The following is a 21,856-nucleotide window of genomic DNA, read 5'->3' on the forward strand; positions in this document are numbered from 1 at the left end:
CCCAACCCGAAAGCGTAATCTTCCTCTCATAGGCCTGTCCCCGCGGGGCGAGTCTGAGACGATAACAGTCGAGAGGAGAAACGATCATGGATGCCAAGACCGGAGAGATGAGCGGCGGGTGCCCGTTCCACGGCAGCGGTGAGATGCGCAGCCTGCTGGGCCGCACCAACCGCGACTGGTGGCCCGAGGCCCTGCAACTCGACATCCTCAAGGAAGGTGGCCGCAGCGCCAATCCCTATGGCGAGGACTTCGATTACGCCGAAGCCTTCAACACCCTCGATTATGCCGCACTGAAGGCCGATCTCACCGCGCTGATGACCGACAGCCAGCCGTGGTGGCCGGCGGATTACGGCCACTATGGCCCGTTCTTCATCCGCATGGCCTGGCACGCGGCGGGCACCTATCGCACCGGCGACGGGCGCGGTGGTGCGGGCAGCGGGCAGCAGCGGTTCGCTCCGCTCAATTCCTGGCCCGACAATGGCAACCTCGACAAGGCGCGCCGCCTGCTGTGGCCGATCAAGCAGAAATATGGCCGCAACATCAGCTGGGCCGACCTGTTCATCCTCGCCGGCAACGTCGCCATCGAAAGCATGGGCGGCCCGGTGTTCGGCTTCGGCGGCGGCCGCGCCGACGTTTACGAGCCCGAAAGCGTCTACTGGGGCACCGAGGAACAGTGGGTCAACGAAGGCGTTGCCACCCGCATCCGCCCGAAGGACGGCGCGGCGCTCGATAACCCGCTGGCCGCGATCCAGATGGGCCTGATCTACGTCAACCCCGAAGGGCCGGGCGGCAATCCGCACGATCCCGAAGGCATGGCCCGCGACATGCGCGAAACCTTTGCCCGCATGGCGATGAACGACGAGGAAACCGTGGCGCTCACCGCGGGCGGCCATGCTTTCGGCAAGGCGCATGGCGCGGCCCCGTCCGACACCTTCGGCGGCGCGCCCGAGAGCGAGGAATTGCACCTGCAAGGCTTCGGCTGGCTGGTCGATCAGGACGAGATTTCGGCTGGCAACATCACCACTTCGGGCATCGAGGGCAGCTGGTCGAACAACCCGACCGCGTGGAGCCACGATTACTTCCGCCTGCTGTTCAAGTACGATTATGAACTGGTGCAGTCGCCCGCAGGCGCCAACATGTGGACCCCGATCAACCCCGATCCGGAAGACCTCGCCCCCGACGCACGCGATCCGAACAAGCGCGTGCCGACGATTATGACCACCGCCGACATGGCGCTGAAGAACGATCCGGAATATCGCAAGATTTCGGAACGCTTCCTCGCCGATCCCAAGGCGCTGGACGATGCCTTCGCGCGCGCATGGTTCAAGCTGTGCCACCGCGATATGGGGCCGAAGATCCGTTACATGGGCCCCGAAGTCCCCGCCGAAGACCTGATCTGGCAGGATCCCGTTCCGGCAGGCACCACGCCTTCGGATGCGGAGATAGAACGCTTCAAGGCGGCGATCCTCGGTTCGGGCCTGACCGTCTCCGAAATGGTCAAGGCGGCGTGGGCCTCGGCCTCGACCTATCGCAACTCGGACCATCGCGGCGGTGCCAATGGCGCGCGCGTGCGGCTTGAACCGCAGCGCGGCTGGGCCGCCAACGATCCGGACGAACTCGCCCGCGTGCTGAACGTGATCGAACAGCATCGCGGCAGCCTCAGCATGGCCGATGCGATCGTGCTGGCGGGCGGTGCCGCGATCGAGAAGGCGGCGAAGGACGCCGGGATCGAAGTGACCGTGCCCTTCATGGGCGGTCGCGGCGATGCGGGCGATGAACACACCGATGCCGCCAGCTTCGAGCCGCTGGAACCGTTTGCCGACGGTTTCCGCAACTACCTCAAGACCAAGGCCGATGTCCGGACCGAGGAAATGCTGATCGACAAGGCGCACCTTCTGGGCCTGTCGATCCCCGAAATGGCCGTGCTGGTCGGCGGGATGCGGGTGCTCGGCGCGAACAGTGGCAACCGCAAGCATGGCGTGTTCACCGACAAGGTCGGCACGCTGACCCCGGATTTCTTCCGCAACCTGCTCGACATGGGCACGAAGTGGACCCCGGTGGCTGGCAGCGGCGACGAGGAATATGTCGGCACCTGCCGCACCACGGGGGCGGAGAAATACCGTGCCACCCGGGCGGATCTGGTGTTCGGCTCCAACTCGATCCTGCGCGCCCAGGCCGAGGTCTATGCCGAGGCCGGGAACGAGGGCAAGTTCGTGTGCGACTTCATCTCGGCCTGGAACAAGGTGATGAACGCAGACCGCTTCGACGTGACGCACGCCAAGTATCACTGAGCAGCAGGTGCATGAACACAAGGGCCTCCGGTGGCGACACCGGGGGCCTTTTGCTATGGTGCTGGGGGGCAGAGAGAGGCAGGCCATGACCGATCAGCGCGAAGCGCACTGGCACACCGTCTATACCGAAAAGCAGCCCGATGCGGTCAGCTGGTTTCAGGCGACACCGGAACAATCTCTGGCAGCGCTCGACCGGTTCGGGGTGACGCCCGACCAATCGCTGGTCGACATTGGCGGCGGCGCTTCGAGGCTGGTCGATGCGCTGCTGCAACGCGGCTGGGACGATGTGACGGTGCTGGATGTTGCTGCACCTGCCCTCGCCGCATCGCAGGCGCGGCTGGGCGATGCGGCGGCAAGCGTGGCATGGCACGTCGCCGACATCACCGCATGGCAACCGCAGCGGCGTTATGATGTGTGGCACGACCGTGCGGTGTTCCATTTCCTGACCGCGCCCGATCAGCGCGCTGCCTATCTGCACGCACTCGGCAAAGGGCTGGCGGCGGGAGGGCTCGTGATCATCGCCACCTTTGCGCCTGACGGGCCGGAGAAATGCAGCGGCCTGCCGGTGGAGCGTTATGACGCGGCCAGACTGGCGCGGACGCTGGGGCCGGGATACCGGCTGGAAGCCGATTGGCGCGAGGAGCATGTGACCCCGTGGGGTGCTTCGCAGGCCTTCACGTGGTGCGTGCTGCGCGCCGTCTCTCACCACGATCCTGACGGAATGCGTTAACGACCCTTTCACCGGAATCGGCTAAATTGCTGAAATCGGGATGGGAAATTCGTAACAGGTTCGCAGATCATGTCACTGAGAGGTCGCAGCGTCAGTGCCGCACGGGAGTGCGCACGATGAAGCGCTATGACGAAAAGGACTTCCGCATCGATGCGGAGGCCACCGCCGCCTTGCTGGCGCTGTCGCGCCCGCAGCGTGACCGCGGCTTGCGGGTGGAGTTGTGGCGCCCGCTGGGCCTGCCCGAGGCCGAACGCCGCCGCTGGGCGGAACTGAGCGCACGGGCGACGCCGGGCAATATCTTCGCGCAGGACTGGTTCATGGAACCCGCGCTGCGCCACTGCGGGACGCAATGGTCGCTGCGGCTGGCGGTGGTGCGGCAACCTTCGGGCGCGTGGCTGGGGGCCTTGCCGCTGACACTGGAGCCCGCGGTGCGCGGCGTTCCGGCCCCGTGCTTCAGGGGTTGGCACTCCGCCGACCAGCGGCTCGGCACCCCGCTGGTGCTGCCGGGGGCGGAAAAGGCGTTCTGGCAGGCCCTGCTGGCGCGGCTCGACCGCAAGCCCGGCGTGGCGATGGGCCTGTCATGCGGGCCGATGCCGGTGCGCGATCCGGTGACGCTGGCGCTTGCCAGCCTGTGCGCCGAACAGGGCCGCCCGCTGCATGTCGGCCAGAGCTTTGCGCGCCCCGCCCGCCTGCCCGCCAGCAAGCCCGATGCGCAAGGCATCGCAAAACTCGACCAGCGGCTCGACCGGCTGGAGGAGAAGCTGGCCGAAGCGCTCGGCCCGGTGCGGGTGGTGATGCATGGCCGCGAGGAAGGCTGCGATGCATGGCTCGCCGCGTTCCTCGCGCTCGAACGGGCGGGCTGGAAAGGCCAGAGCGACAGCGCCATCGCCAGCCACAGCGGGAAGACCGCGTTGCTGCGCGAGGTGATCGGCCACGGCCACCGCGCCGGCACGCTGCGGCTCGCCAGCCTGATCGCGGGGGAAACCGTGGTGGCGATGTCGAGCTGGTTCATCGCGGCCGGGCACGGCTTCGGCTTCCGGATGGCGATGGACGAGGCTTGGCGCAGCGCCGCGCCGGGACGGCTGCTGATGCGCCACGTGGTGCGCTCGCTGGAAAGCGAGGGGCCGGTGCTGTTCGATACCTGCACCGCGCCCGATTCCCCCACCGATGCGCTGTGGCCCGACCGGCGGGAAATGGGCAGCTTTGCCGTGGCCATCGGCGGCAAGGCGCGGCGGCGGATGTTCGACAGCCTGATGCAGGCGCGGGCGGAAAAGCGGAAGGCGGGTTAGGTAGAGCGCTCTAAGCTGGCAACGCTAAGTGCTTGCCCCCGAACACCGCCTGCCAGCCGGCAATCTCGTCCACCACGGCTTCATCCAGCGCATGCACCAGATCTGCGGCAGCAGCATAGGTCAGCGCGCTGTCTGCGCCTGACAGCAGCAGCGTGATGCGCGCCTCGATCTCGCCGAGCCGCTCTGCCGCCACCCGCGAAATCGCGCCGAAGCGTTCGAAGTCGCCGAAATAGCGGATCCCGGCGAGGTTCGCGCCCAGTGTCGGGAAGGCGACGCCGAGGAAGGTGAACAGCGGCGAGAGGTCGCCCGCCAGCGGCTTGGGCACCACGCCTGCCACCCCGCCGCCCTTCAGCAGCAGATAGGCCAGCACCGATACCACCGCCAGCGCGAAGCAGCTTTCCGCCGCGCGGTCGAGCCCGTGGTGCACCGCTTCCAGCCGGTGGGCCTTGGCCTCGTGATAGGCGCGCTGCGCGGCGAGATGCGGCAGGGCGACCTCCGCCAGCCCGACGCGCAGATAGTCCCGCGTGACCTTCGCGCGTGGCAGGCCGACATCGCGCAGCGCATGGCGGGCGAAATGTTCGGGCCATTCCGCGCCCTCCCCGCCCGATCGCGGCCAGCGCCCGGTCGGCCGCGCCACGCCGAGCAGCAGCAGCGCGGGCGCATGGCGCAGATATTCCGCCACGCGCCGCAGTTCGAACCAGCGCCGGTGCCAGCCGAGCCGCGATCCCGCCGCTGTCAGCACCAGAATTCCGCCCAGTAGCAGCAGTTCGACCCCGGCGAAGATCCACTTCACTGCGCCGAGGCCAGCGGGCAGGAAAGCCAGGCCGATGATCACCGCCAGCGCCGCCAGCACGAAGTTGACGCACATCCCGCTGCGATAGGCATCGGCGAGGCGGCTGGCGATCCCGTCGGCCCAGGCGAAGGCGGGCAGCACATCACCGGTGATCGCGGCGGCCATCGCGCTATCCCCGCCGGGCATGGTCTGCGCCGCCTGCGCGATCCCCGCGCCGCTGCCGGTGGCGATCGCCGCGGGCGCTTCGTAATCGATCCGCAGCGAGCCGAACGCCGACCCGCTGCTGCCGCCGCCGCCGAACACCCGCTCGATCCGGCGGTAGAGCCCGAACATCCGGCTGCTGCGCGCCCGCCACACCTCGCGGGTCAGCTGCGCAGGGGCCCAGCCCTCCACCACCATCGCGGCGCGGATGATCGCGGCGAGCCGCGCTTCATCGGGCGGGGCGGCAGGATCGGCCGGGTGGCCCAGTTCTTCCGGACGGGTGAGGATGCGCCAGCTTGCCGAAGCGGCGGGATCGATCAGCAGCACCGGCGTGCCCATCGCCAGCGCCGCCACCACCGTGTGGCCGGTGCCACCGGGCAGATTGGCAACCTTGCCGTCCCACACCGCGACCACCAGATCGGTCCGCTCGATCATCACGCGGCCCGCCAGCGCGACATTGTCCGACACCAGCGCATCGAAGGTCCGCGCCGCCGCCCGGTCATCAGGCGCGGCGAGGCTGGCGAGCCACAGCGCCTCGACCTCGGCATCGCGGTCGGCCAGTTCGAACAGCTGCGCGCGCGCGGTGATCGCCCGGATCGCCGCCGCCCGCGCCTCCACCGCCGGATCGCCCGAAGGCCCGCCCGCCAGCATCGCCGCAGCATCGGCGGCGGTGGCCGGATGGGCGTTGATCGCGTTGTTGAGCCGCTCGCCAAAGGGCAGCGGCACCACCAGTTCCCAGCTCCGCGCCAGCGCCAGATCGGCGGCGATCTGGTCGGTGCCGTCCACCAGCAGTGAATGCAACCGCACCGCGCCCTGCGTGCCCGGCAGCGCGCCCGCCAGCGCTTCGATGCGGGCGAACAATTGCGCCAGCGCCTCAGCAATCGCCGCGCTGTGCGCCGCAAAGGAGGGGTTGGAAGCACGGTGGCCGGTGATCCCCAGCGCCAGATGCGGCTGCCAGCTGTCACGGATCATCGCGCCGGTCTGTGCAGCCCCGTTATCTGGCCCGTTATGTGGCCCGTTATCCGGCATCACCCAAAAGCCCCCCGCCCGCGTCCGATAGCAGGCCGCACCATGCTTAAGCCCTTGTCCTTGCCGCTTACAAGCCCCGTCCGCTGCGCGGTTTGACGCTCGTGGGGGAAAGGCGCATTATCCGCACCGCTTGGGGGGACAGGCGATGCGGCGATGGCAGGCGATAGTGCTCGGCGGGATCCTGGCGCTGACAGGCGTTCCGGCGCTCGGCCAGACGGATGATGGCCCGATCCCGCGCTCCTACCCCGAAAGCACTTCGATCCGCGCCCGGCCCGACCAGCCCGCCGATGAGGCCACCCGCCAAGCCGCCGAGGCCGAGGCCGCCGCCAACCGGTGCGCAGCGGGCGATTTCGCCGGATGCACCGCGGTTGCCGAAGCCCACCACTATGGCCGCGGGCGCCCGCAGAACCGCCCGGTGGCAGAGCTGCTCTACCGCCGCGCCTGCAACGCCGCCGATGCGCAAGGGTGCTATGGCCTCGGCCAATTGCTGCGCAGCACCCGCGAGACGCATGACGCGATCATCGCCAACGCCTATTTCGTGCGCGCCTGCCGCCTTGGCGCGCTGGAGGCCTGCGTAGCCGAGGCTGACGATCTCGCCAGCGGCATCACCGCCCCGCCCGACCGCAAGGCCGCCGATGCGCTGCGGCGCGCCACCTGCGCCAAGGGCAGCGCATCCGCCTGCCGCACGCTGGCCGAACTGCTCGTCGGACAAGATCGCAGCGCGGCCGAACAGGCGGAAGGCCTCGCCCTGCTCGACCGGATGTGCCGCCGGGGCGACAAGGACGCCTGCCGCAGCGCCATTGTGCACTGGCGGGATGACGAAGGCAGCGCGCAGGCGGATGAATACCGCCGCATCGGCTGCGCGGCGGGGGACGCCTGGCCCTGCACCGACCTTGGCCATGCCGAACTGCGGCGCGACCGGCGCGCACCGGCCCGCGAACGGGCGCTGGTGTTCTATGACCGCGCCTGCACGCTGGCGCCCTATTACTGCCAGACTGCCGCCGATATCCGCGCCATTCCCGCGCTGGACGCCGCCTGCGCTGGCGGCGAGCGCGCCGCCTGCATCGCGGCGGGCAAGATCCATTCGCAATCGGGCGGCCCGCTGGAAGACAGGGCCTATGCGCTCACCCTGCTCGGCCCAGCCTGCGACACGGCGCCAGCGGCAGGCGATGCGGCCGAGGTGTGCGAACTGGCCGCCTTCCGCGTGTTCGATGTGTGGCGCGCAACCGGCATCCCCGATCCCGCGCGCGCCGAAGCCTACCTCTCGCGGGCCTGCGATGCCGGATCGGACGGCGCGTGCAGCACTCTGGCGGAAGAACTGATGTCGGGCACGCGCCTGCCCGCCGATCCGCCGCGCGCACTCGAACTCACCGCGCGCCTGTGCGATGGCGGGGACGAGATGGCCTGCAAGAGCCTCGAACGCGCCATCTTCGACGATCCGGCCACCCCGCTGGTGCTGGCGGGCGACAGCTACGTGCCCGAACTCACCCCCGAAGAGGCCGCCGCACAGCAGGCCGAGGATGATGCCGAAGAAGAGCGGGCAGAGGCCGAATATCGCGCCAGAATCTGCACCAACACCACGGTGATTTTCGCAGGCGTCAGCTACACCGATACGCTGTGCGACAATCTGGTGCGGGTGCGGCGCGGTTTCATGGTTGAGCCGGGCGCTGCGCCATGGCAGGCGCTGATCTGGCGGCCGGCGATGCGCGGGCGTTCCCCGCTGTCGGACCCGGACCGGGTGCTGTGCGGCGGGTCGGTGATCCGCGAAGGCTGGATCCTGACCGCCGCGCATTGCGTCAACGACAAGCACATGGGCGGGGTATCGATCAGGACAGGCGGGCACGTGGTCCGGCTGGGCATGGTCAAGGCATTCGGCAATGACGGCTTCAGCTACCCGATCATCGCCACTTTCAGGCACCCGGATTACGATCCGGCCAGCCTCGCCTTCGATATTGCGCTGGTGCAATATGATCCCGGCAGGGGGAAGCGCGGCGCCGATGTGCTGGTGCCGGCGCGCATCCGGCTTGATCCCGTGCCGCTTCACGCCCGCAAGGTCGAAACGCTGGGCCGCGTCGTCACCTATGGCTGGGGCCTGACCGCCGTGGCGAATGGCACGATCCCCGATCGCCTGCGCGGCGGGCGGGTGAAGCTGCGCGATCTGTCCAGCTGCACGGCAGAAATCGTCAGCTTTGCCGATCGCAAGCGGCGGGTGACCGATCCGGCGCAGCGGTTCGACGGGCCGGTGCGGCGCGATTCGGTGCTGTGCGCCGATGAAGGGCGCGACGCGGAAGGCGGGCAGGCATGCAGCGGCGACAGCGGCGGCCCGCTGGTTTCCTACAGCGATCCCGACAAGGTACCGACATTGATCGGGGTGGTGAGCGGCGGGGTCAAATGCGGGACCACCGGCAGGCCGAGCCGTTTCATCCGGGTGGCCCATCAGCGGGTGCAAAGCTGGCTGAAGGCAACCCTGCCGCCTGTGCGACGATAGGTGGCCTTAGACCCCTCTTAGGTCGTCCTAGACCCCTTCTAGACCCCTTTCAGGGTCATCCCGCGCAATGTTTCACGTGAAACATTGCGCGGGCGATCATGGCTTATTCTGCGGCCGGAGCGGCTTCGGCAGCAGCGCCTTCGGCCGGTGCGGCGGGTGCATCCATGCCGATCGGATTGCCGGTCGGATCGAGTTCCTCTTCCGCCGTTGCGGTGGCTTCGCCTTCGGCCGGTGCTGCCGCTTCGGCGGGTGCTTCGGTGGCGGCGGCTTCTTCGGGTGCCTTGGCGGTTTCGCCGCTGCACGCTGCCAATGCCAGCGCGCCGCCTGCCAGCGCGATCGTCACAATTTTCTTCATGCTGAGTACCCCCATATTGCGCCCTGTGCGGGCGGTGCCAGAGGTATCACGACCCGAGGCGCGAAAGCAAATCCCCGAAGGCCGCCTCACCGCGCAGGGGATCGAGCAGCGGATCATTCGGCGTCCACAGCAGTCCGGGATCGAGCGTGCCGAAAGCGGTATCGAGCAGCGCCAGCGCCTTGTCCGCCGCACCGCGCTGGGCATGGACCTGCGCCTGCTGGTAACGGCTGTCGGCATAGTCGCGCTCCAGCCTGGCCAGCGCCGCATCGGACTGCGCGCCGTCGCCCAGCCGGTGCGCGGCAATCGCGGTGGCGGTGAGGGCATAGGCCTCCCCCGGCTCGGCCTTGGCGGAGGCCAGCGCGCCTGCCGCATCGCCCTGCATCAGGCGCGCAATCGCAATCGCAAAGGGCGCGCTGGCGAGGCCGGGGTTCAGTTCCAGCGCCCGCTCCATCTGTGTCACCACCTTGGGGAAATCCCGCGCAAACAGCGCGATATAGCCCGCCGAACGGAAGGCGCGGGCGTTGAGCGGATCGAGTTCGAGCACCTGCGCGATCATCCGTCCCGCCAGCGCATGATCCTTGCCATAGGCATGGAAGGTCGCCGCGCTGCGCAGGATATCGGCATCGCCCGGCGCATGTTTTTGCGCCGCGAGATAATGCGGCACCGCCTCGGCCCGCTTGAGCCAGCCATTGGCGAGCGCGAAGCCCTTGGCCAGATGCCCGCGCGCCAGCCGCTCCTCCAGTTCCAGCGACCGCTCCGCCGCAGCCATCGCCTGCGTGAACAGGCGCCGCGATTCCGCGCCGTCGCTGGCGGCATTGGTGGCGAGCGAGGCGAGAATGCCCGATCGCATCGCATGGGCCGCGGCATAGGCGGGGTCCTGCGCGATCGCCGCATCGAACTGCACCAGCGCATCGCGATAGGCCTGCTCGCCCGAGCCCAGATCATAGAGCGCCATGCCGCGCAGGAAGGCCTCGTAAGCGGCGACATTGGCGGTGCCGCCGACCTGCTGCTGCGCGGCCACCGCCTGCTTCGCCTCGCCGTCAGAGGCCACCTTGGCGACCAGTTCCAGCGCCACGGTTTCCGCGATTTCGGACTGCACCGCAAAGACATCGTCCAGCGCGCCGTCATACTTGCCCGACCAGAGCAGTTCCCCGCCCTCGATCGCCACCAGCTGGGTCAGAACGCGCACCCGCATCGCGTCACGCTGCACAGAGCCGCGCAGGACGTGGCCGACGCCGAGCGTGCGGCCGATGGCGAAATCATCCTGCCCCTCGATCGCGCCGGAGGACGTCGGCGCCGCCACCTTCAGCCGCGGATTGCGGGCGAGGACCGATCGCAACTCGTTGGAAAGGCCGTCGGAAAACCACTTCTGGTCATCGTCCCCGCTGAGGTTGGCAAAGGGCATCACGACCATCGAGATCACCCCGTCGCCCCCCTTGCCGAACAGCCCGGCCTGCCATGCGCCGAGCAATCCGGCCGCCCCGGCCAGCCCCGCTCCGCCGAGCATGAGCGTGCGGCGCGAGAGCGCGAAACCGCGCACCTCCGGCGCGGGAGGCGCTGTCAGGAGAGGCTCTGGGCGCAGCATAGCGGGGTCCGGCGCACCACCCGTCCGCGCCCGCACCGCAATCAGGATCCGTGCCGCTTCCGGGGCATCGGGCTTGCCGTTCCAGCCGCTGATGTCGAGCAGTTGCACCTGCCGGAAGCCCAGCGGTGCCATCGTCCCGTCAATCGTCAGCGGCACCAGACAACCGCGCTCGCGCCCGCGCTGCGCCTCGTCGCGCACCCAGTGCGATTGCGTCGACGTTGCCGACCACAGCACTACCACTGCCGCTGCCCCTTCGAGCGCGGTCTCGGTGGTCTGGAGGTAGTTCTCGCCCCCCTCCAGCCGCCCGTCCCACCACACATCGAACCCTGCTGCCTCCAGCAGATCGATGACAGGGCGGGCCTTGGGAAGATCGGTGCGCGAATAGCTGAGGAACAGCAAAGGGCGCTGCGGCGGAGCGGTTTCATCGCCGGTCTGCACTGCCCTTGCCCCCTCCCGCACACGCCAGAAACCACGTGCTACCGCGAAACAGGGGCGCACGCCAAGCGCGTTGCGCAGGTGTGCCGCCCAAATCCGCTTGACGGGCGCATGGCCTGATATAAATATGATATCATAATTATATCGCACATGGAGATTCGTCATGGCCTCTGTTGATACACCTGCCCTCAATCGCAGCCGGGAAGTTCCGGCCACCACGCAGAGCGGATACGTGATGCTGCTGGTCAGCCTGGTGCTGGTGGCGGCCGCGGTGTGGATGTTCATCCGCGCCGTCGCTCCCGATCCTCACGTGGACGGCCTGATGATGATCGGCGCGCTGGTGACCGGCGTGATCGGCCTGTTCATCCTCACCGGCTTCTACATGATCAACCCCAATGAAGCCGCCGCGATCCAGCTGTTCGGCGCCTACAAGGGCACCGACCGCAACGAAGGCCTGCGTTGGGTGCTGCCCTGGCTGGCGCGCAAGAAAATCGCGGTGCGCGCCAACAACGTGATTTCGGAAAAGATCAAGGTCAACGACGCGCGCGGCAACCCGATCGAGATGGCCGCGCAGGTCGTCTGGCGCGTGACCGACACCGCGCAGGCGCTGTTCGATGTCGATGATTACCGCGAATTCGTCACCGCCCAGATGGAAGCCGCGGTGCGCGCCATCGGATCGCGTTACCCCTATGACGATATCGAGCATCTCGAAATCACCCTGCGCGGCAATCACGAGGAAGTGGGCGTGGAACTGCGCGCCGCCCTGATCGAGCGGCTGTCGGTGGCGGGCATCACGGTCGACGAATGCGGCCTCACCCACCTTGCCTATGCCCCCGAAATCGCCAGCGCGATGCTGCGCCGCCAGCAGGCCGAAGCGGTGATCGCCGCCCGCGCCAAACTGGTCGAAGGGGCGGTGTCGATGGTCGAAATGGCGCTGACCCAGCTCAGCGAGAAGAACGTCGTCGAACTGGATGACGAACGCCGCGCCGCAATGGTTTCGAACCTGATGGTGGTGCTGTGCGCCGAACAGGAAGCCCAGCCGGTGGTCAACGCGGGCTCGCTCTACTGACCGGTCATGGCCGCGAAGAAAGCCTTTCCCCTGCGCCTCGATCCGGCGCTGCACGATGCGGTCCAGCGGATGGCCGATGCCGAGCTGCGCAGCGTCAATGCCGAGATCGAGGTGCTGCTGCGCGAGGCACTGGCGCGGCGCGGGGTGAAGGTGGCGGTCAGCAAAACACCCAAACGCGGCCGTCCGGCGGCTGCGGGCAACGAGGGGACAGGCGATGCGTAACGAGGAAAAGCCTTTCGTGATGTATCGTTCTTCCAACGGCAGGTTCAGGGTTACCCCCCGCAACGCGCAAGGGCGACGACAGACCTATGCCTGGGAGGCAATCCTGCTGGGGCTCGTCGGCCTGTTCGTGTGGTTCATGTCACGTGAACCATCCGGTCCTGAATTGTATCTCGGATTTGCGGGTTTCCTGTCGGCGACCGCCGCGTGCCTCATCGGCATGATGCGCTGGATGCGGGCGCGAGCGGAAATCATCGATCTGGACAAGCACAAGCCGAACAAACGCTGACAGGAGCCTGAAATGCGTAACGAGGAAAAGCCATTCATCATGACCCGCTACGCATGGGGCGGGTTCAATATCGAACCGCGCAATGCCCGCGGCTGGCGTCTGCTGCTGGGGTGGATTTCGCTGTCGCTGCTGATGATCGGCGGCTTTGCCCTGTTCAGCGAGGGGCAGCACAGCCAGAGCACCTTCGCCATCGGTCTGGCCGTGTTCCTGCTGGGGTTGGCCGTGTGGACCGTGGGCGGCATCATCTGGATGCGCGCCCGCTCCGAAGTGGTCAATGTCGAGGATCTGCTGAGGCTGAAGCGCGAGGCCGAGCGCAACCGGCGCCGGGGGCGTTAAACCCAGCGTGCTAGAGCGGTTTCCGACCATTCTGACCCACCCTGACGGAGCCGAATTGGGCTGAGGGCAAGGCGCGAGGAGCGAGCGATGCAGCGCATCGCGAGCGACGAGCAACGTGGCCCTCAGCCCAATTCGGCCCGCCGCGGAGGGGTCGCGCTCTGAAGCCCGCTGGCTTCGTCACGGCGCTTGCAGGGGCAACCCCAGCCCCTGCCGCGCGCCATTCCTGTCCAGCGGGCTTCAGAGCGCGATCAGGGCGGGTCAGAATGGTCGGAAACCGCTCTAAGATGCTGACGCATCACGCGCTGGAAATGCTCAGGCGCCGCACGGGCTTTACCAAGGCACGATGAGACGAATTCATCGCGCCTTGGTATCAGTTCGTGCGCAGCTTCTTGAAGTAGGCGAAGGCATCCTCGCCAGCGGTGTAGATTTCGTCGCCCCATTTGCCCCAGACGTGCTTGCCGGCTTCCTCGCCGACCGCGCCGCCCGCGATCGAGCCGACCACCACGCCGCCGATCGCCACCGCGACAAAGCCGAGGCCGCCGGTGCCAACCCCGAAGGCGGCCATCGCCGCGCCCGCAGCCCAGCCCCCCGCCGCGCCGCCAAGCCTGCCGCCCAGCGCGCTACCCGCAAGGCCGAAGCCTTCCTCGCCGGTTTTCATCAGGCCTTTCTTGGTGCCGCCAGTGGCGAACTCCTCGCCGATCTCGGTCACAGTGGCGCCGACCGAGACGATTTTCAGCACCGTGCCACCCTTTTTGAGGTGCGATGAGATGCCCTGCGCCTTCTTGGCGGCAGCCTCGATCTTTTCCAGTTCCTTCAGGTTCTTGCCCAGCTTGACCTGGTTTTTCAGCGCCTTGTGGCTGATGCCGAGCTGATCTTTGATGTTGGCGGTGTGGGGACGGTCGAGAAAGCTTGAGCGGGTGATCCCGGTCAGCTGCGCCTGAAGCTCGCGATCAAGCATCGCCCGCGCGCTTTTGGCGGCGCTGTTCTGGTAGAAGCCCTGCGTCTTCACCGTCAGGTCATAGGTGCTCTTGTATTGCCGGAAGGTGGTGGCGATCTTTTCGGCGCGCTTCTCGAAATATTCGAGCGTCCCGGCGACCGTCTCCATCCCGGCCTTGGTCGCATCGCTGGTGAGCAGATCCTTCATCCAGCCGAAATTGGCGTTGAATTCGTCCGCCGCCGGTTCGGTGCGCTGGTTGCGGGTGGCGAAGTTGGTCTGCGAGACCATCTTGCCGATCATCCCCGGCTCCATCCGCGGGCCATCGCCAAGACCGGGAATGGCATAAAGCTCCCCGCGCATCAGCCGGTCGGTCGGCTTGGCAAAGGCATTGGCCTGCAAAAACCGCTGCGCGATATCGCCATCGGGCGAGAGGTAACTCTGCCCGATCAGATCCTGTGCACTGCAGGAATTGCGCGCGCTGAGGAGATAGAGGTCGGTCATGTCAGGAGGCGGCACTCCGCTCGACCTGCGGCCCGACGAGATTTGCCTGAGACTGCGGCGTCGGGGCGCTCTGATTGCCCGTGGCCAGCATCTGCCTCAACCCGGCAAACGTCGTCAGCGTCTGCTGCTCGTTTGTGAAATTGCCGTAGAGGTGCATCGCCTCGATGGCGTTCTTGGCTTCGTTGTGGGTGATCCTCTCGCCCGCCATCAGCTTCTTTTTCACAGCCGGGGCGAGATAGGGGCAGGCCAGATATCCCGCCACGTAACCCAGGGCTCCGCCGGCCGCCATCAGCACCGGCACCGAAAGGCCCGCAGTAAGCGCGGCTCCGGCACCGCCGGTAATCCCGCCAGCACCCACTCCGACGACAGACGTGGCCGCAACGCAGGCTTCGTATTCGGCGCTGTCACGCTCCACTTTTTCCCAACCGAAAGGCATGTCCTTCTCCCCCCTCACCCGAAATCGTAGATGAACCCGCTGTCCCCGGCCTTGACCGTGATGGTCGATACCGCCGCGCCGTCCATCTGCTTTTCCAGCAGTTGCACCGACATTTCCGGCAGCATCGTGTTGGTCAGGATGTTGTCGATCATGCGCCCGCCCGAATCCCCGTCGGTGCAGCGCGCCACGATATATTCGATCACATCGTCGCCATAGGTGAAGGCGATCTTGTGGTTGCCGTGGATGCGCTTCTTGATCCGGTCGAGCTGGATGCGCACGATCCCACCGAGCATTTCCTTGCTCAGCGGCACATAGGCGAGCTGCACCGTGCGCCCGATCAGCGCGGGCGGGAAGACCTTGAGCAGTTCGGGCCTGAGCGCCTGCGCCATGGCTTCGGGTTCCGGCATCAGTTCCGGATCGGCGCACATGTCCATGATCAGATCGGTGCCGCAATTGCTGGTCAGCAGGATCAGGGTGTTCTTGAAGTCGATATACCGCCCTTCGGCATCGTTCATGAAGCCCTTGTCGAACACCTGGAAGAACATCTCGTGCACATCGGGGTGGGCTTTTTCCACCTCGTCCAGCAGCACCACCGAATAGGGCCTGCGCCGCACCGCCTCGGTCAGGACGCCGCCCTGTCCATAGCCGACGTAACCGGCAGGCGCGCCTTTCAGGGTGGAGACAGTGTGCGCTTCCTGGAACTCGCTCATGTTGATGGTGATCATCGATTCCTCGCCGGCAAACAGCAGCTCGGAAAGGACCACCGCGGTTTCGGTCTTGCCGACGCCCGAAGGGCCGCACAGCATGAACACGCCGACCGGCTTGTTCGGATTGTCGAGCTTGGCGCGGCTGGTCTGGATACGCTTGGCAATCGCGTCCATCGCGTGATCCTGCCCGATCACGCGGGCCTTCATCCGTTCGGCCAGATCGAGCGTCGATTTGATCTCGTCCTTGACCATGCGGCCCACGGGAATGCCCGTCCAGTCGGCGACGACGGCCGACACCGCATCGCCATCGACCACGCCGAACACCATCGGATCATCGCCCTGCGCCTCATGGAGCGCATCGAGCGCCTCTTTCAGCGCGGCCATGGCGGCGGCTTCATCGCCCGCAGGCTCCGCGCCGTCTTCCACCGGCGCGCGGGCGGCAGTCAGGGCGTCGCGGGCTTCGACCACTCTGGCGAGCGCAGCTTTTTCGCCCTCCCACTTGGCCATCGCCTCATCGAGCGAGGCCCTCGCCTCCTCGATCTCGGCGAGGATCTTCTCGTGGCGATCGTCGCTGCGGTATTGCGCGCCGCGCTCGCGCTCGACCACCTCGCGTTCGACCTCCAGCAGTTCGAGCTTGCGCTTGCGATCCTCGACCCGCGCCGGGGTGCCGTGCTGCGAGACGGCGACCCGCGCCGCTGCGGTATCGAGCAGGCTTACCGCCTTGTCGGGCAGCTGGCGGGCAGGCACATAGCGCTGCGACAGGGTGACAGCGGCATCGACCGCCTCGTCGAGCACCACGATCTTGTGGTGGTTTTCCATCATCGGCGCGATCGAGCGGATCATCAGGATCGCCTTTTCGCGGTCCGGCTCGGCAATATCGACCGTCTGGAAACGGCGGGTCAGCGCCGGGTCTTTCTCGAAATACTGGCGATATTCGGCATAGGTGGTCGCGCCGATTGTGCGCAAATTGCCGCGGGCCAGCGCGGGCTTGAGCAGGTTTGCCGCATCGCCCGTGCCCGCCGCACCGCCTGCGCCAACCAGCGTGTGAATCTCGTCGATGAACAGGATGATCGGGGTGGCCGAGCCTTCGACCTCGTCGATCACCGCGCGCAGGCGCTTTTCGAACTCGCCCTTCACGCTCGCCCCCGCCTGCATCATCCCGATGTCGAGCGTGCGCAGGGTGACGCCCTGCAGCGCGGGCGGCACATCGCCTTCGGCCAGCCGCTTGGCAAAGCCTTCGACCACCGCGGTCTTGCCCACGCCCGCCTCGCCGACGAGAATCGGATTGTTCTGGCGGCGGCGCAGCAGAATATCGACCAGCTGGCGCACTTCGGCATCGCGGCCGATAATCGTCTCGATCTTGCCGTCCCGCGCCGCTTGCGTGAGGTCGATCGAAAATTGCGCCAGCGCGCTGCCTTCGCCCGTCGCGCTGCCCGCACCCGCGCCCGATCCGCCACCGCCCGCATCGGCCGCCGCGCCTGCCACCTGCGTCGTCTCGGTCGATCCGCGCATCACATTCTCGAAATCGCTCGCCAGCCGGTTCGCGTCGATCTTGCGGAATTCGAGGCTGATGTTCTGAAGCGCGTTCCTGAGCGTGTTGGTCTTGAGCATCCCGTAAATCAGATGCCCGCTGCGCACCTTGGCCGCGCCGAATTGCAGCGAGGCATAAAGCCAGCCCTTCTCGATCGCTTCCTCGATCTGGGGCGAAAAATCCGAAATCGCGCTCGCCCCGCGCGGCAGCGCATCGAGCGCGGCGACCGTATCGCGTGCCAGCTGGGTATCGTCGATGTTGAAGGCGCGGCGGATCGCGGCGACATCGTTCTGGGCGTCTTGCAGCAGGATGTGCACCCAGTGCACCAGCTCGACATAGGGGTTGCCGCGCATCTTGCAGAAGCCGGTGGCGCTTTCGATCGCTTTCAGGGCGGTCGGGTTAAGGCGCCCGAACAGGGCTGAGCGGCTGATTTCGGTCATGTCATCTGTCCCCCAAGACGCGCGCCCTTCTGCATTGCGGCAGAGTGGCGGCGCAAATGTACATCGCTGCGAAGATCGTCATTGGCTGGCTTGCCGATCCATGAAGACCAGCCAAGCTGCGCATTGTCGCCCAGCCGCGCCGGACGCACCTCTGCCTGTGGCAGGCACAGGGTCACGCCCCATTCGAGGTGCGACGGAGCCAGCGCATCGAGCGCTTCTGCCGCCAGTGCGAACTGGTCACCACCGGGAAGCAGGCGGCGGAACTGCTGATGGGTCTGCGCGGTGATCCGCACCTCGAACCGGTCGGCCACCAGATAGACCTGCCGCCCCAGCAAGGCATCACCCAGCCGGTGGTGGCATACCCCCAGCCGCGTCTGGTCCTCGGGTGCGATGTCGCGCATCACCGGCACGAATTCGCGCAAGGTCACCGGCAGGCCGAGCAGGTGCTGCAATCCGCCGGCAATCGCCCCGGCGCTGCGGCGCGAGGCGAACAGCGCGGCATAGTGCAGGCGCGTGTTGGCAGAGAAGGCCGATTGCTCGCTCGCCCCTTCGCGCGCGCCGGTCAGCGCGCCGATGTAGTCGGCGAAATTGTCATCTTCCAGCCGGTCCGCCTGCACCGCCGGCTGCGACACCGCCCATGCGCGGTAGAACAGTTGCAGGAAGCGCCCGGCCAGCAGGTCGAGGAAGTCGCCGAAGGGATAGGACTTGGCATATTTGCGTTCATAGGCCGCAAATTCGGTAAGATGCAGCGGCAGCGGCGACATCGGCCCGGTCAGGCCCAGCCAAAATCCCGAAGCCTCGGCCCGCCCCGCCGCCACATCGACTGTGTCGAGCGTCGCTGCGGGAAAGCGGGTGTGCGGCACCTGCCGCAGCCGCACCACATCCTGCGAAGGCAGGCGGCTGCGCCCGACCGGCGGCTTGCCCCGCGCCCGCGCCGCCAGCCCGCGCACAAGCGCGAACAGGCTGAACCGCTGCGGCGCGGCCGCTGCACGTTCGGCGAAGGTCAGATAGGCTCGCGCGTCCCGATCCTCGGCGGCCATACGGCGACCTCCCCCTGTTGCTTGGTGAAGAAATGGGTCTCGGTGAAGGAATTGACCGTCACGAACCCGGCGAGGAACCGTTCGATCACCGCACTGAACAGGAAGATGCGCGATTGATCGAAGGCGGCATCATCCAGCTCGACATCGATGCGCAGCCCCCGCGCCAGCGCCATCCGGCCCAGCCCCGGCACGCGGCGGGTAACGTGGGTGCCCCTGACCCCGACGATCCCGTCGATCTGCGAGCGCATGACCGGATCATCGGCCCGGCCATAAAGCGCAAGGTGGTTGCGCAGCATCTCGCCATCGCCGCTGCCTTCGCCCACCAGCGTGGCGTAATTGGGGGTGAGATGCCCGATCACCCGCCATGCCGCATCGCCAAGGCCCAGCGGCGGCAGCGGGCGGGTGGGCGAGCGCAGGATCTTGATCGCCCGCGCCGCGACACTGGGCGCGGACAGGTGGAAATCGCCCGACACCTTCATATCGACCGGCAGTTCGCGGTTGGTCACCAGCGCCCGCAGCGCCAGATCGTGCACACTCTCCAGCCGCTCCGGATCGCCGGGACTGGTCAGCGAGATGAACATATCCGTGCCGATATAGTCCTCTCGCCCGCGCAGCCGCCGTTCCTTGCGCGACATTTGCCGCAGCCGCAGCCGCGTGGTGTAGAACAGCGCCGATTTGTAATCATACAGCAGCGAGCCATAGGAATAGAGCGGCGCAACCTCGCGCGGGTTCTGGTTCTGGCGATCGAACGCCTCGACCCTGAGCAGGCGGAACACCTCGAAATCGAGCGGCCCGTCGCGGTCGGCCACCACCTGGAATTCGTGGCTTTCCTCGCTGAAGGGGATGCGGCTCAATGGCTTTTCGAACAGGTTGATCGCAGGCGTGGCGAACAGCCGCAGATTGCTTTCCCCCACCGATTGCACCAGCACATCGGACGAGCGCGAAAACAGGATGGTGATCTCCACCGCCTTGCTCGACAGCGCCAGCGCCCGCTGCAACGAGCGCAGCTTCACGAAGCGGAAGCGTTCGGGGCAGGCGAAGTATTCGGTCAGCAGGCGATAGGCAGACAGCGTGCGGCCATCATCGGGCAGCAGCGCGCAATCTTCGCCAAAGCCGTGCTGCGCCGGTGTGTCGAGCAGGACGTGCGCAGCCCCTGCGACATCCAGCGGGCGGGCGACCACCGCAATCGCCTCGCCGATCAGCTGGCGATAGAGCTCGTTCGCCACGCCCTCGCCCCCGTCGAGGTAGATTGGCAGTTCCTCTGCCGCGATGGTCGAAAGGTCGATCCCGTCCTGCGCCTCAAGCCGGATGGTCAGCGCCGCCTGCGCCCGCACACCCGCCAGATCGGCATAGCGCGCCGCGCCCGCCCGGCTGCCGACATATTCCGCCGCAGCAATCCTGAGCGGCCAGAGCGTCACCGCCTGTCCGCTTTCGAAGATCACCGGAGTGCGCGATTTGCCCTGCGGCTCGGCCGAAAACTGGGTGCGGCGCGGGATGGTATGGCCGCGGGCTAGGCCCGGATCGCCGACCACCGGATCGACTCCGACAATGCAGATCGACGGGGTGGGCGAAAGGTAATGCGGCTGCACCGCCTGAAGCAGGTGCTGGGTGAATTCGGGAAACTGGTCGTCGAGCTTCAGCTGCACCCGGCTCGACAGGAAAGCCACGCCTTCGAGCAGGCGTTCAACATAAGGATCGCGCTCCCCGCCGGTCAGGCCGAGGCGGGTGGCGACGGTTTCGTGCTTTTCGGCAAATTCCAGCGACTGGACGCGCAGATATTCGAGTTCGGCCTCGTAATATTCGACCAGCCGGGGATCCATCACTCGCTCACTTCGACGGTCATGGTTTCCAGATCGACATCGGTCTTCAGGCGGACGGGCATCAGTTGCGGGCCGCCGGTGATCTCGCCCTCGATTACGAAGCCGACCTTGCCCGATCCGTCCACCCGCCCGCGCGGTTCGACCCTCAAGCTGGCCGGATTGATGCGCGGTTCGAACCGCAGGATCGCGCGGCGGATCTCGCGGGCCTGTTCGCGTGCGGCATCGCGCCCCAGCGACCGCCCGGCAAAATCCCGCACCCCGAAATTGAGCACCGAATCGCGCACCTGCGTGTGGCGCGACAGATCCTGCGTCGATTCGAACGAGATCGTGTTCAGCAACCACGCCAGATCGCGCATAACCGAGGCGCGCAGCGACTTTTCCGAAAAGCGTTCAAGATTGGCGACCGCGAAATTGCGGAAGTCCTCGCGCCCCACCGTGGGCATGTCGGCATCGGCAGACAGGCCGCCGAAATCATTGCCCGATGCCAGCTTGTCGAACAGCGTTGGGGTGAGACGGACCTTGACCGACATCGTCAGCCCGTTCGCAAGGTCAATTCGCGCAGTTCCTGCACCGGCACTTCGCTGCCGTCGGAGAAGGCGAACAGCCGGTGGCCGAGGGGATATTCCCCGTGATCATCGGCCAGCCAGCCGGTGGCGGTGCCGCGCACCATAGCGGCGTCGTTGGCCGCTTCGCTGCCGGGATAGCGCAGCGGGATGAACCCGGCGACGCGGGCGCCCTGTGCGAGGCCGAATTCGGCCTGGATCCACACCGTGTCGCGCAGATCGACCGGCGCATTGATAGTGAGGCTTTCCAGCGCGCAGAACGGCATCAGTCCGTAACGTCCGGCGATGATCGCCTCGGTTACAGGGCCAAGCCGCGGATCGGCATCGGCAATCCAGTCAAACTCATGGCCCGCATCGGTGGTGCCCGCGGTCGTCGGCGCGGCATCGAACACCTGTGCGTAAAGCGCGTCGGCATCGCCCGCACCGGACTGGCGGGCCTGCAGGGCCGCGGCGAGCGCATCGCCCCATTCGACCTTGGAAAGGATCGGCGCGGGAAGCTTTCCGGCGAACACATCAGCCCGCACCGCTTCGGCAGCGATGCACTGGGTGTAGGCGACCGACAGCATCCGCGCTTCGGGATCAAGCCGGGCCAGCGTTTCCAGCTGCGCCTTGGCCCTGTCCCATTCGCCCAGCAGGGCGCACATCTGGAACAGAAACATGCGAACCCCGACATTGCCGGGGTTCGCACGCACTTCTTCGATCAGTTGCTGGCGGGCAGCGGCAACATCGCCTGAGGCAAGCAGTTCATCAGCCTTGACCATTTCTTGCCTCG

Annotated in this window: 18 protein-coding genes; 8 read left to right on the plus strand and 10 right to left on the minus strand. The window is 67.0% G+C overall.

Annotated elements, in window-relative coordinates; all coding sequences use genetic code 11:
• Window positions 1-86: 86 nt before the first annotated feature.
• From katG to ACU0AG_RS02720, 3 genes are all read left to right on the plus strand, one after another.
• Window positions 87-2,291: a catalase/peroxidase HPI gene (katG, locus tag ACU0AG_RS02710; RefSeq protein ID WP_482780718.1), complete on the plus strand. Its 2,205-nt coding sequence runs from the start codon at window positions 87-89 to the stop codon at window positions 2,289-2,291.
• A gap of 85 nt (window positions 2,292-2,376) precedes the next feature.
• Complete coding sequence (locus tag ACU0AG_RS02715; RefSeq protein ID WP_482780719.1) at window positions 2,377-3,021, plus strand: class I SAM-dependent methyltransferase; 645 nt, start codon at window positions 2,377-2,379, stop codon at window positions 3,019-3,021.
• Window positions 3,022-3,137: 116 nt separating this feature from the next.
• Entirely contained in the window at window positions 3,138-4,310 is a 1,173-nt protein-coding gene (locus ACU0AG_RS02720) for a GNAT family N-acetyltransferase (RefSeq protein WP_482780720.1), read from the plus strand.
• A 10-nt stretch (window positions 4,311-4,320) separates the two neighbouring features.
• Here the strand turns inward: ACU0AG_RS02720 and ACU0AG_RS02725 are convergent, their stop codons facing one another.
• Window positions 4,321-6,333 (minus strand): hypothetical protein, encoded by a 2,013-nt coding sequence (locus tag ACU0AG_RS02725; protein ID WP_482780721.1) that lies wholly within the window; start codon window positions 6,331-6,333, stop codon window positions 4,321-4,323.
• Window positions 6,334-6,499: 166 nt separating this feature from the next.
• On the opposite strand from ACU0AG_RS02725, the gene ACU0AG_RS02730 reads away from it, so the two are divergent.
• Window positions 6,500-8,821: a trypsin-like serine protease gene (locus ACU0AG_RS02730; RefSeq protein WP_482780722.1), complete on the plus strand. Its 2,322-nt coding sequence runs from the start codon at window positions 6,500-6,502 to the stop codon at window positions 8,819-8,821.
• Between the two features lie 103 nt (window positions 8,822-8,924).
• Here ACU0AG_RS02730 and ACU0AG_RS02735 read toward each other — a convergent pair whose 3' ends face one another.
• Both ACU0AG_RS02735 and ACU0AG_RS02740 read right to left on the minus strand, forming a co-directional pair.
• Complete coding sequence (locus ACU0AG_RS02735) at window positions 8,925-9,176, minus strand: hypothetical protein (protein WP_482780723.1); 252 nt, start codon at window positions 9,174-9,176, stop codon at window positions 8,925-8,927.
• Between the two features lie 46 nt (window positions 9,177-9,222).
• A complete protein-coding gene (locus ACU0AG_RS02740) occupies window positions 9,223-11,199 on the minus strand; it encodes a TIR domain-containing protein (protein WP_482780724.1) in 1,977 nt (658 codons plus the stop codon).
• 232 nt (window positions 11,200-11,431) lie between these two features.
• On the opposite strand from ACU0AG_RS02740, the gene ACU0AG_RS02745 reads away from it, so the two are divergent.
• From ACU0AG_RS02745 to ACU0AG_RS02760, 4 genes are read left to right on the plus strand one after another with little or no spacing between them, the layout of a single operon-like run.
• Complete coding sequence (locus ACU0AG_RS02745; RefSeq protein ID WP_482780788.1) at window positions 11,432-12,265, plus strand: SPFH domain-containing protein; 834 nt, start codon at window positions 11,432-11,434, stop codon at window positions 12,263-12,265.
• 6 nt (window positions 12,266-12,271) lie between these two features.
• Entirely contained in the window at window positions 12,272-12,487 is a 216-nt protein-coding gene (locus tag ACU0AG_RS02750) for a type II toxin-antitoxin system antitoxin (protein WP_482780725.1), read from the plus strand.
• Window positions 12,480-12,773 (plus strand): hypothetical protein, encoded by a 294-nt coding sequence (locus ACU0AG_RS02755; protein WP_482780726.1) that lies wholly within the window; start codon window positions 12,480-12,482, stop codon window positions 12,771-12,773. Before ACU0AG_RS02750 ends, ACU0AG_RS02755 begins: the two co-directional genes overlap by 8 nt.
• Window positions 12,774-12,812: 39 nt before the next feature.
• Window positions 12,813-13,109 carry a hypothetical protein gene (locus ACU0AG_RS02760; RefSeq protein WP_482780727.1) on the plus strand — a complete coding sequence of 99 codons (297 nt, stop codon included), beginning with the start codon at window positions 12,813-12,815 and terminating at the stop codon, window positions 13,107-13,109.
• Window positions 13,110-13,479: 370 nt separating this feature from the next.
• On the opposite strand, the gene ACU0AG_RS02765 is transcribed toward ACU0AG_RS02760, so the two are convergent.
• Genes ACU0AG_RS02765 through ACU0AG_RS02795 form a run of 7 tightly spaced genes read right to left on the minus strand, consistent with a single transcriptional unit; the run spans window position 13,480 to window position 21,845 of the window.
• Window positions 13,480-14,547, minus strand: coding sequence for a hypothetical protein (locus tag ACU0AG_RS02765; protein ID WP_482780728.1), 1,068 nt, complete (start codon window positions 14,545-14,547; stop codon window positions 13,480-13,482).
• Between the two features lies 1 nt (window position 14,548).
• Window positions 14,549-14,983: a hypothetical protein gene (locus tag ACU0AG_RS02770; protein ID WP_482780729.1), complete on the minus strand. Its 435-nt coding sequence runs from the start codon at window positions 14,981-14,983 to the stop codon at window positions 14,549-14,551.
• Window positions 14,984-14,997: 14 nt separating this feature from the next.
• Window positions 14,998-17,661 (minus strand): type VI secretion system ATPase TssH, encoded by a 2,664-nt coding sequence (gene tssH, locus ACU0AG_RS02775; RefSeq protein ID WP_482780730.1) that lies wholly within the window; start codon window positions 17,659-17,661, stop codon window positions 14,998-15,000.
• Window positions 17,658-18,701, minus strand: a complete 1,044-nt coding sequence (gene tssG, locus ACU0AG_RS02780; RefSeq protein ID WP_482780731.1) for a type VI secretion system baseplate subunit TssG — start codon at window positions 18,699-18,701, stop codon at window positions 17,658-17,660. The genes tssH and tssG overlap by 4 nt, the downstream gene beginning before the upstream one ends.
• A complete protein-coding gene (gene tssF / locus ACU0AG_RS02785; protein ID WP_482780732.1) occupies window positions 18,665-20,521 on the minus strand; it encodes a type VI secretion system baseplate subunit TssF in 1,857 nt (618 codons plus the stop codon). Before tssF ends, tssG begins: the two co-directional genes overlap by 37 nt.
• Window positions 20,521-21,051 (minus strand): type VI secretion system baseplate subunit TssE, encoded by a 531-nt coding sequence (gene tssE / locus ACU0AG_RS02790; protein WP_482780733.1) that lies wholly within the window; start codon window positions 21,049-21,051, stop codon window positions 20,521-20,523. Before tssE ends, tssF begins: the two co-directional genes overlap by 1 nt.
• Window positions 21,052-21,053: 2 nt before the next feature.
• Window positions 21,054-21,845, minus strand: coding sequence for a type VI secretion system accessory protein TagJ (locus tag ACU0AG_RS02795; RefSeq protein ID WP_482780734.1), 792 nt, complete (start codon window positions 21,843-21,845; stop codon window positions 21,054-21,056).
• Between the last annotated feature and the right edge of the window lie 11 nt (window positions 21,846-21,856).

This window comes from Erythrobacter sp. RANMB8 (assembly GCF_056848235.1).

Excerpts from the sequence above, each read along its gene's own strand:
- katG (WP_482780718.1), top strand. The coding sequence starts at position 87 with ATGGATGCCAAGACCGGAGAGATGAGCGGCGGGTGCCCGTTCCACGGC.
- ACU0AG_RS02715 (WP_482780719.1), top strand. The coding sequence starts at position 2,377 with ATGACCGATCAGCGCGAAGCGCACTGGCACACCGTCTATACCGAAAAG.
- ACU0AG_RS02720 (WP_482780720.1), top strand. The coding sequence starts at position 3,138 with ATGAAGCGCTATGACGAAAAGGACTTCCGCATCGATGCGGAGGCCACC.
- ACU0AG_RS02725 (WP_482780721.1), bottom strand. The coding sequence starts at position 6,333 with ATGCCGGATAACGGGCCACATAACGGGCCAGATAACGGGGCTGCACAG.
- ACU0AG_RS02735 (WP_482780723.1), bottom strand. The coding sequence starts at position 9,176 with ATGAAGAAAATTGTGACGATCGCGCTGGCAGGCGGCGCGCTGGCATTG.
- ACU0AG_RS02745 (WP_482780788.1), top strand. The coding sequence starts at position 11,432 with ATGCTGCTGGTCAGCCTGGTGCTGGTGGCGGCCGCGGTGTGGATGTTC.
- ACU0AG_RS02750 (WP_482780725.1), top strand. The coding sequence starts at position 12,272 with ATGGCCGCGAAGAAAGCCTTTCCCCTGCGCCTCGATCCGGCGCTGCAC.
- ACU0AG_RS02755 (WP_482780726.1), top strand. The coding sequence starts at position 12,480 with ATGCGTAACGAGGAAAAGCCTTTCGTGATGTATCGTTCTTCCAACGGC.
- ACU0AG_RS02760 (WP_482780727.1), top strand. The coding sequence starts at position 12,813 with ATGACCCGCTACGCATGGGGCGGGTTCAATATCGAACCGCGCAATGCC.
- ACU0AG_RS02765 (WP_482780728.1), bottom strand. The coding sequence starts at position 14,547 with ATGACCGACCTCTATCTCCTCAGCGCGCGCAATTCCTGCAGTGCACAG.
- ACU0AG_RS02770 (WP_482780729.1), bottom strand. The coding sequence starts at position 14,983 with ATGCCTTTCGGTTGGGAAAAAGTGGAGCGTGACAGCGCCGAATACGAA.
- tssH (WP_482780730.1), bottom strand. The coding sequence starts at position 17,661 with ATGACCGAAATCAGCCGCTCAGCCCTGTTCGGGCGCCTTAACCCGACC.
- tssG (WP_482780731.1), bottom strand. The coding sequence starts at position 18,701 with ATGGCCGCCGAGGATCGGGACGCGCGAGCCTATCTGACCTTCGCCGAA.
- tssF (WP_482780732.1), bottom strand. The coding sequence starts at position 20,521 with ATGGATCCCCGGCTGGTCGAATATTACGAGGCCGAACTCGAATATCTG.
- tssE (WP_482780733.1), bottom strand. The coding sequence starts at position 21,051 with ATGTCGGTCAAGGTCCGTCTCACCCCAACGCTGTTCGACAAGCTGGCA.
- ACU0AG_RS02795 (WP_482780734.1), bottom strand. The coding sequence starts at position 21,845 with ATGGTCAAGGCTGATGAACTGCTTGCCTCAGGCGATGTTGCCGCTGCC.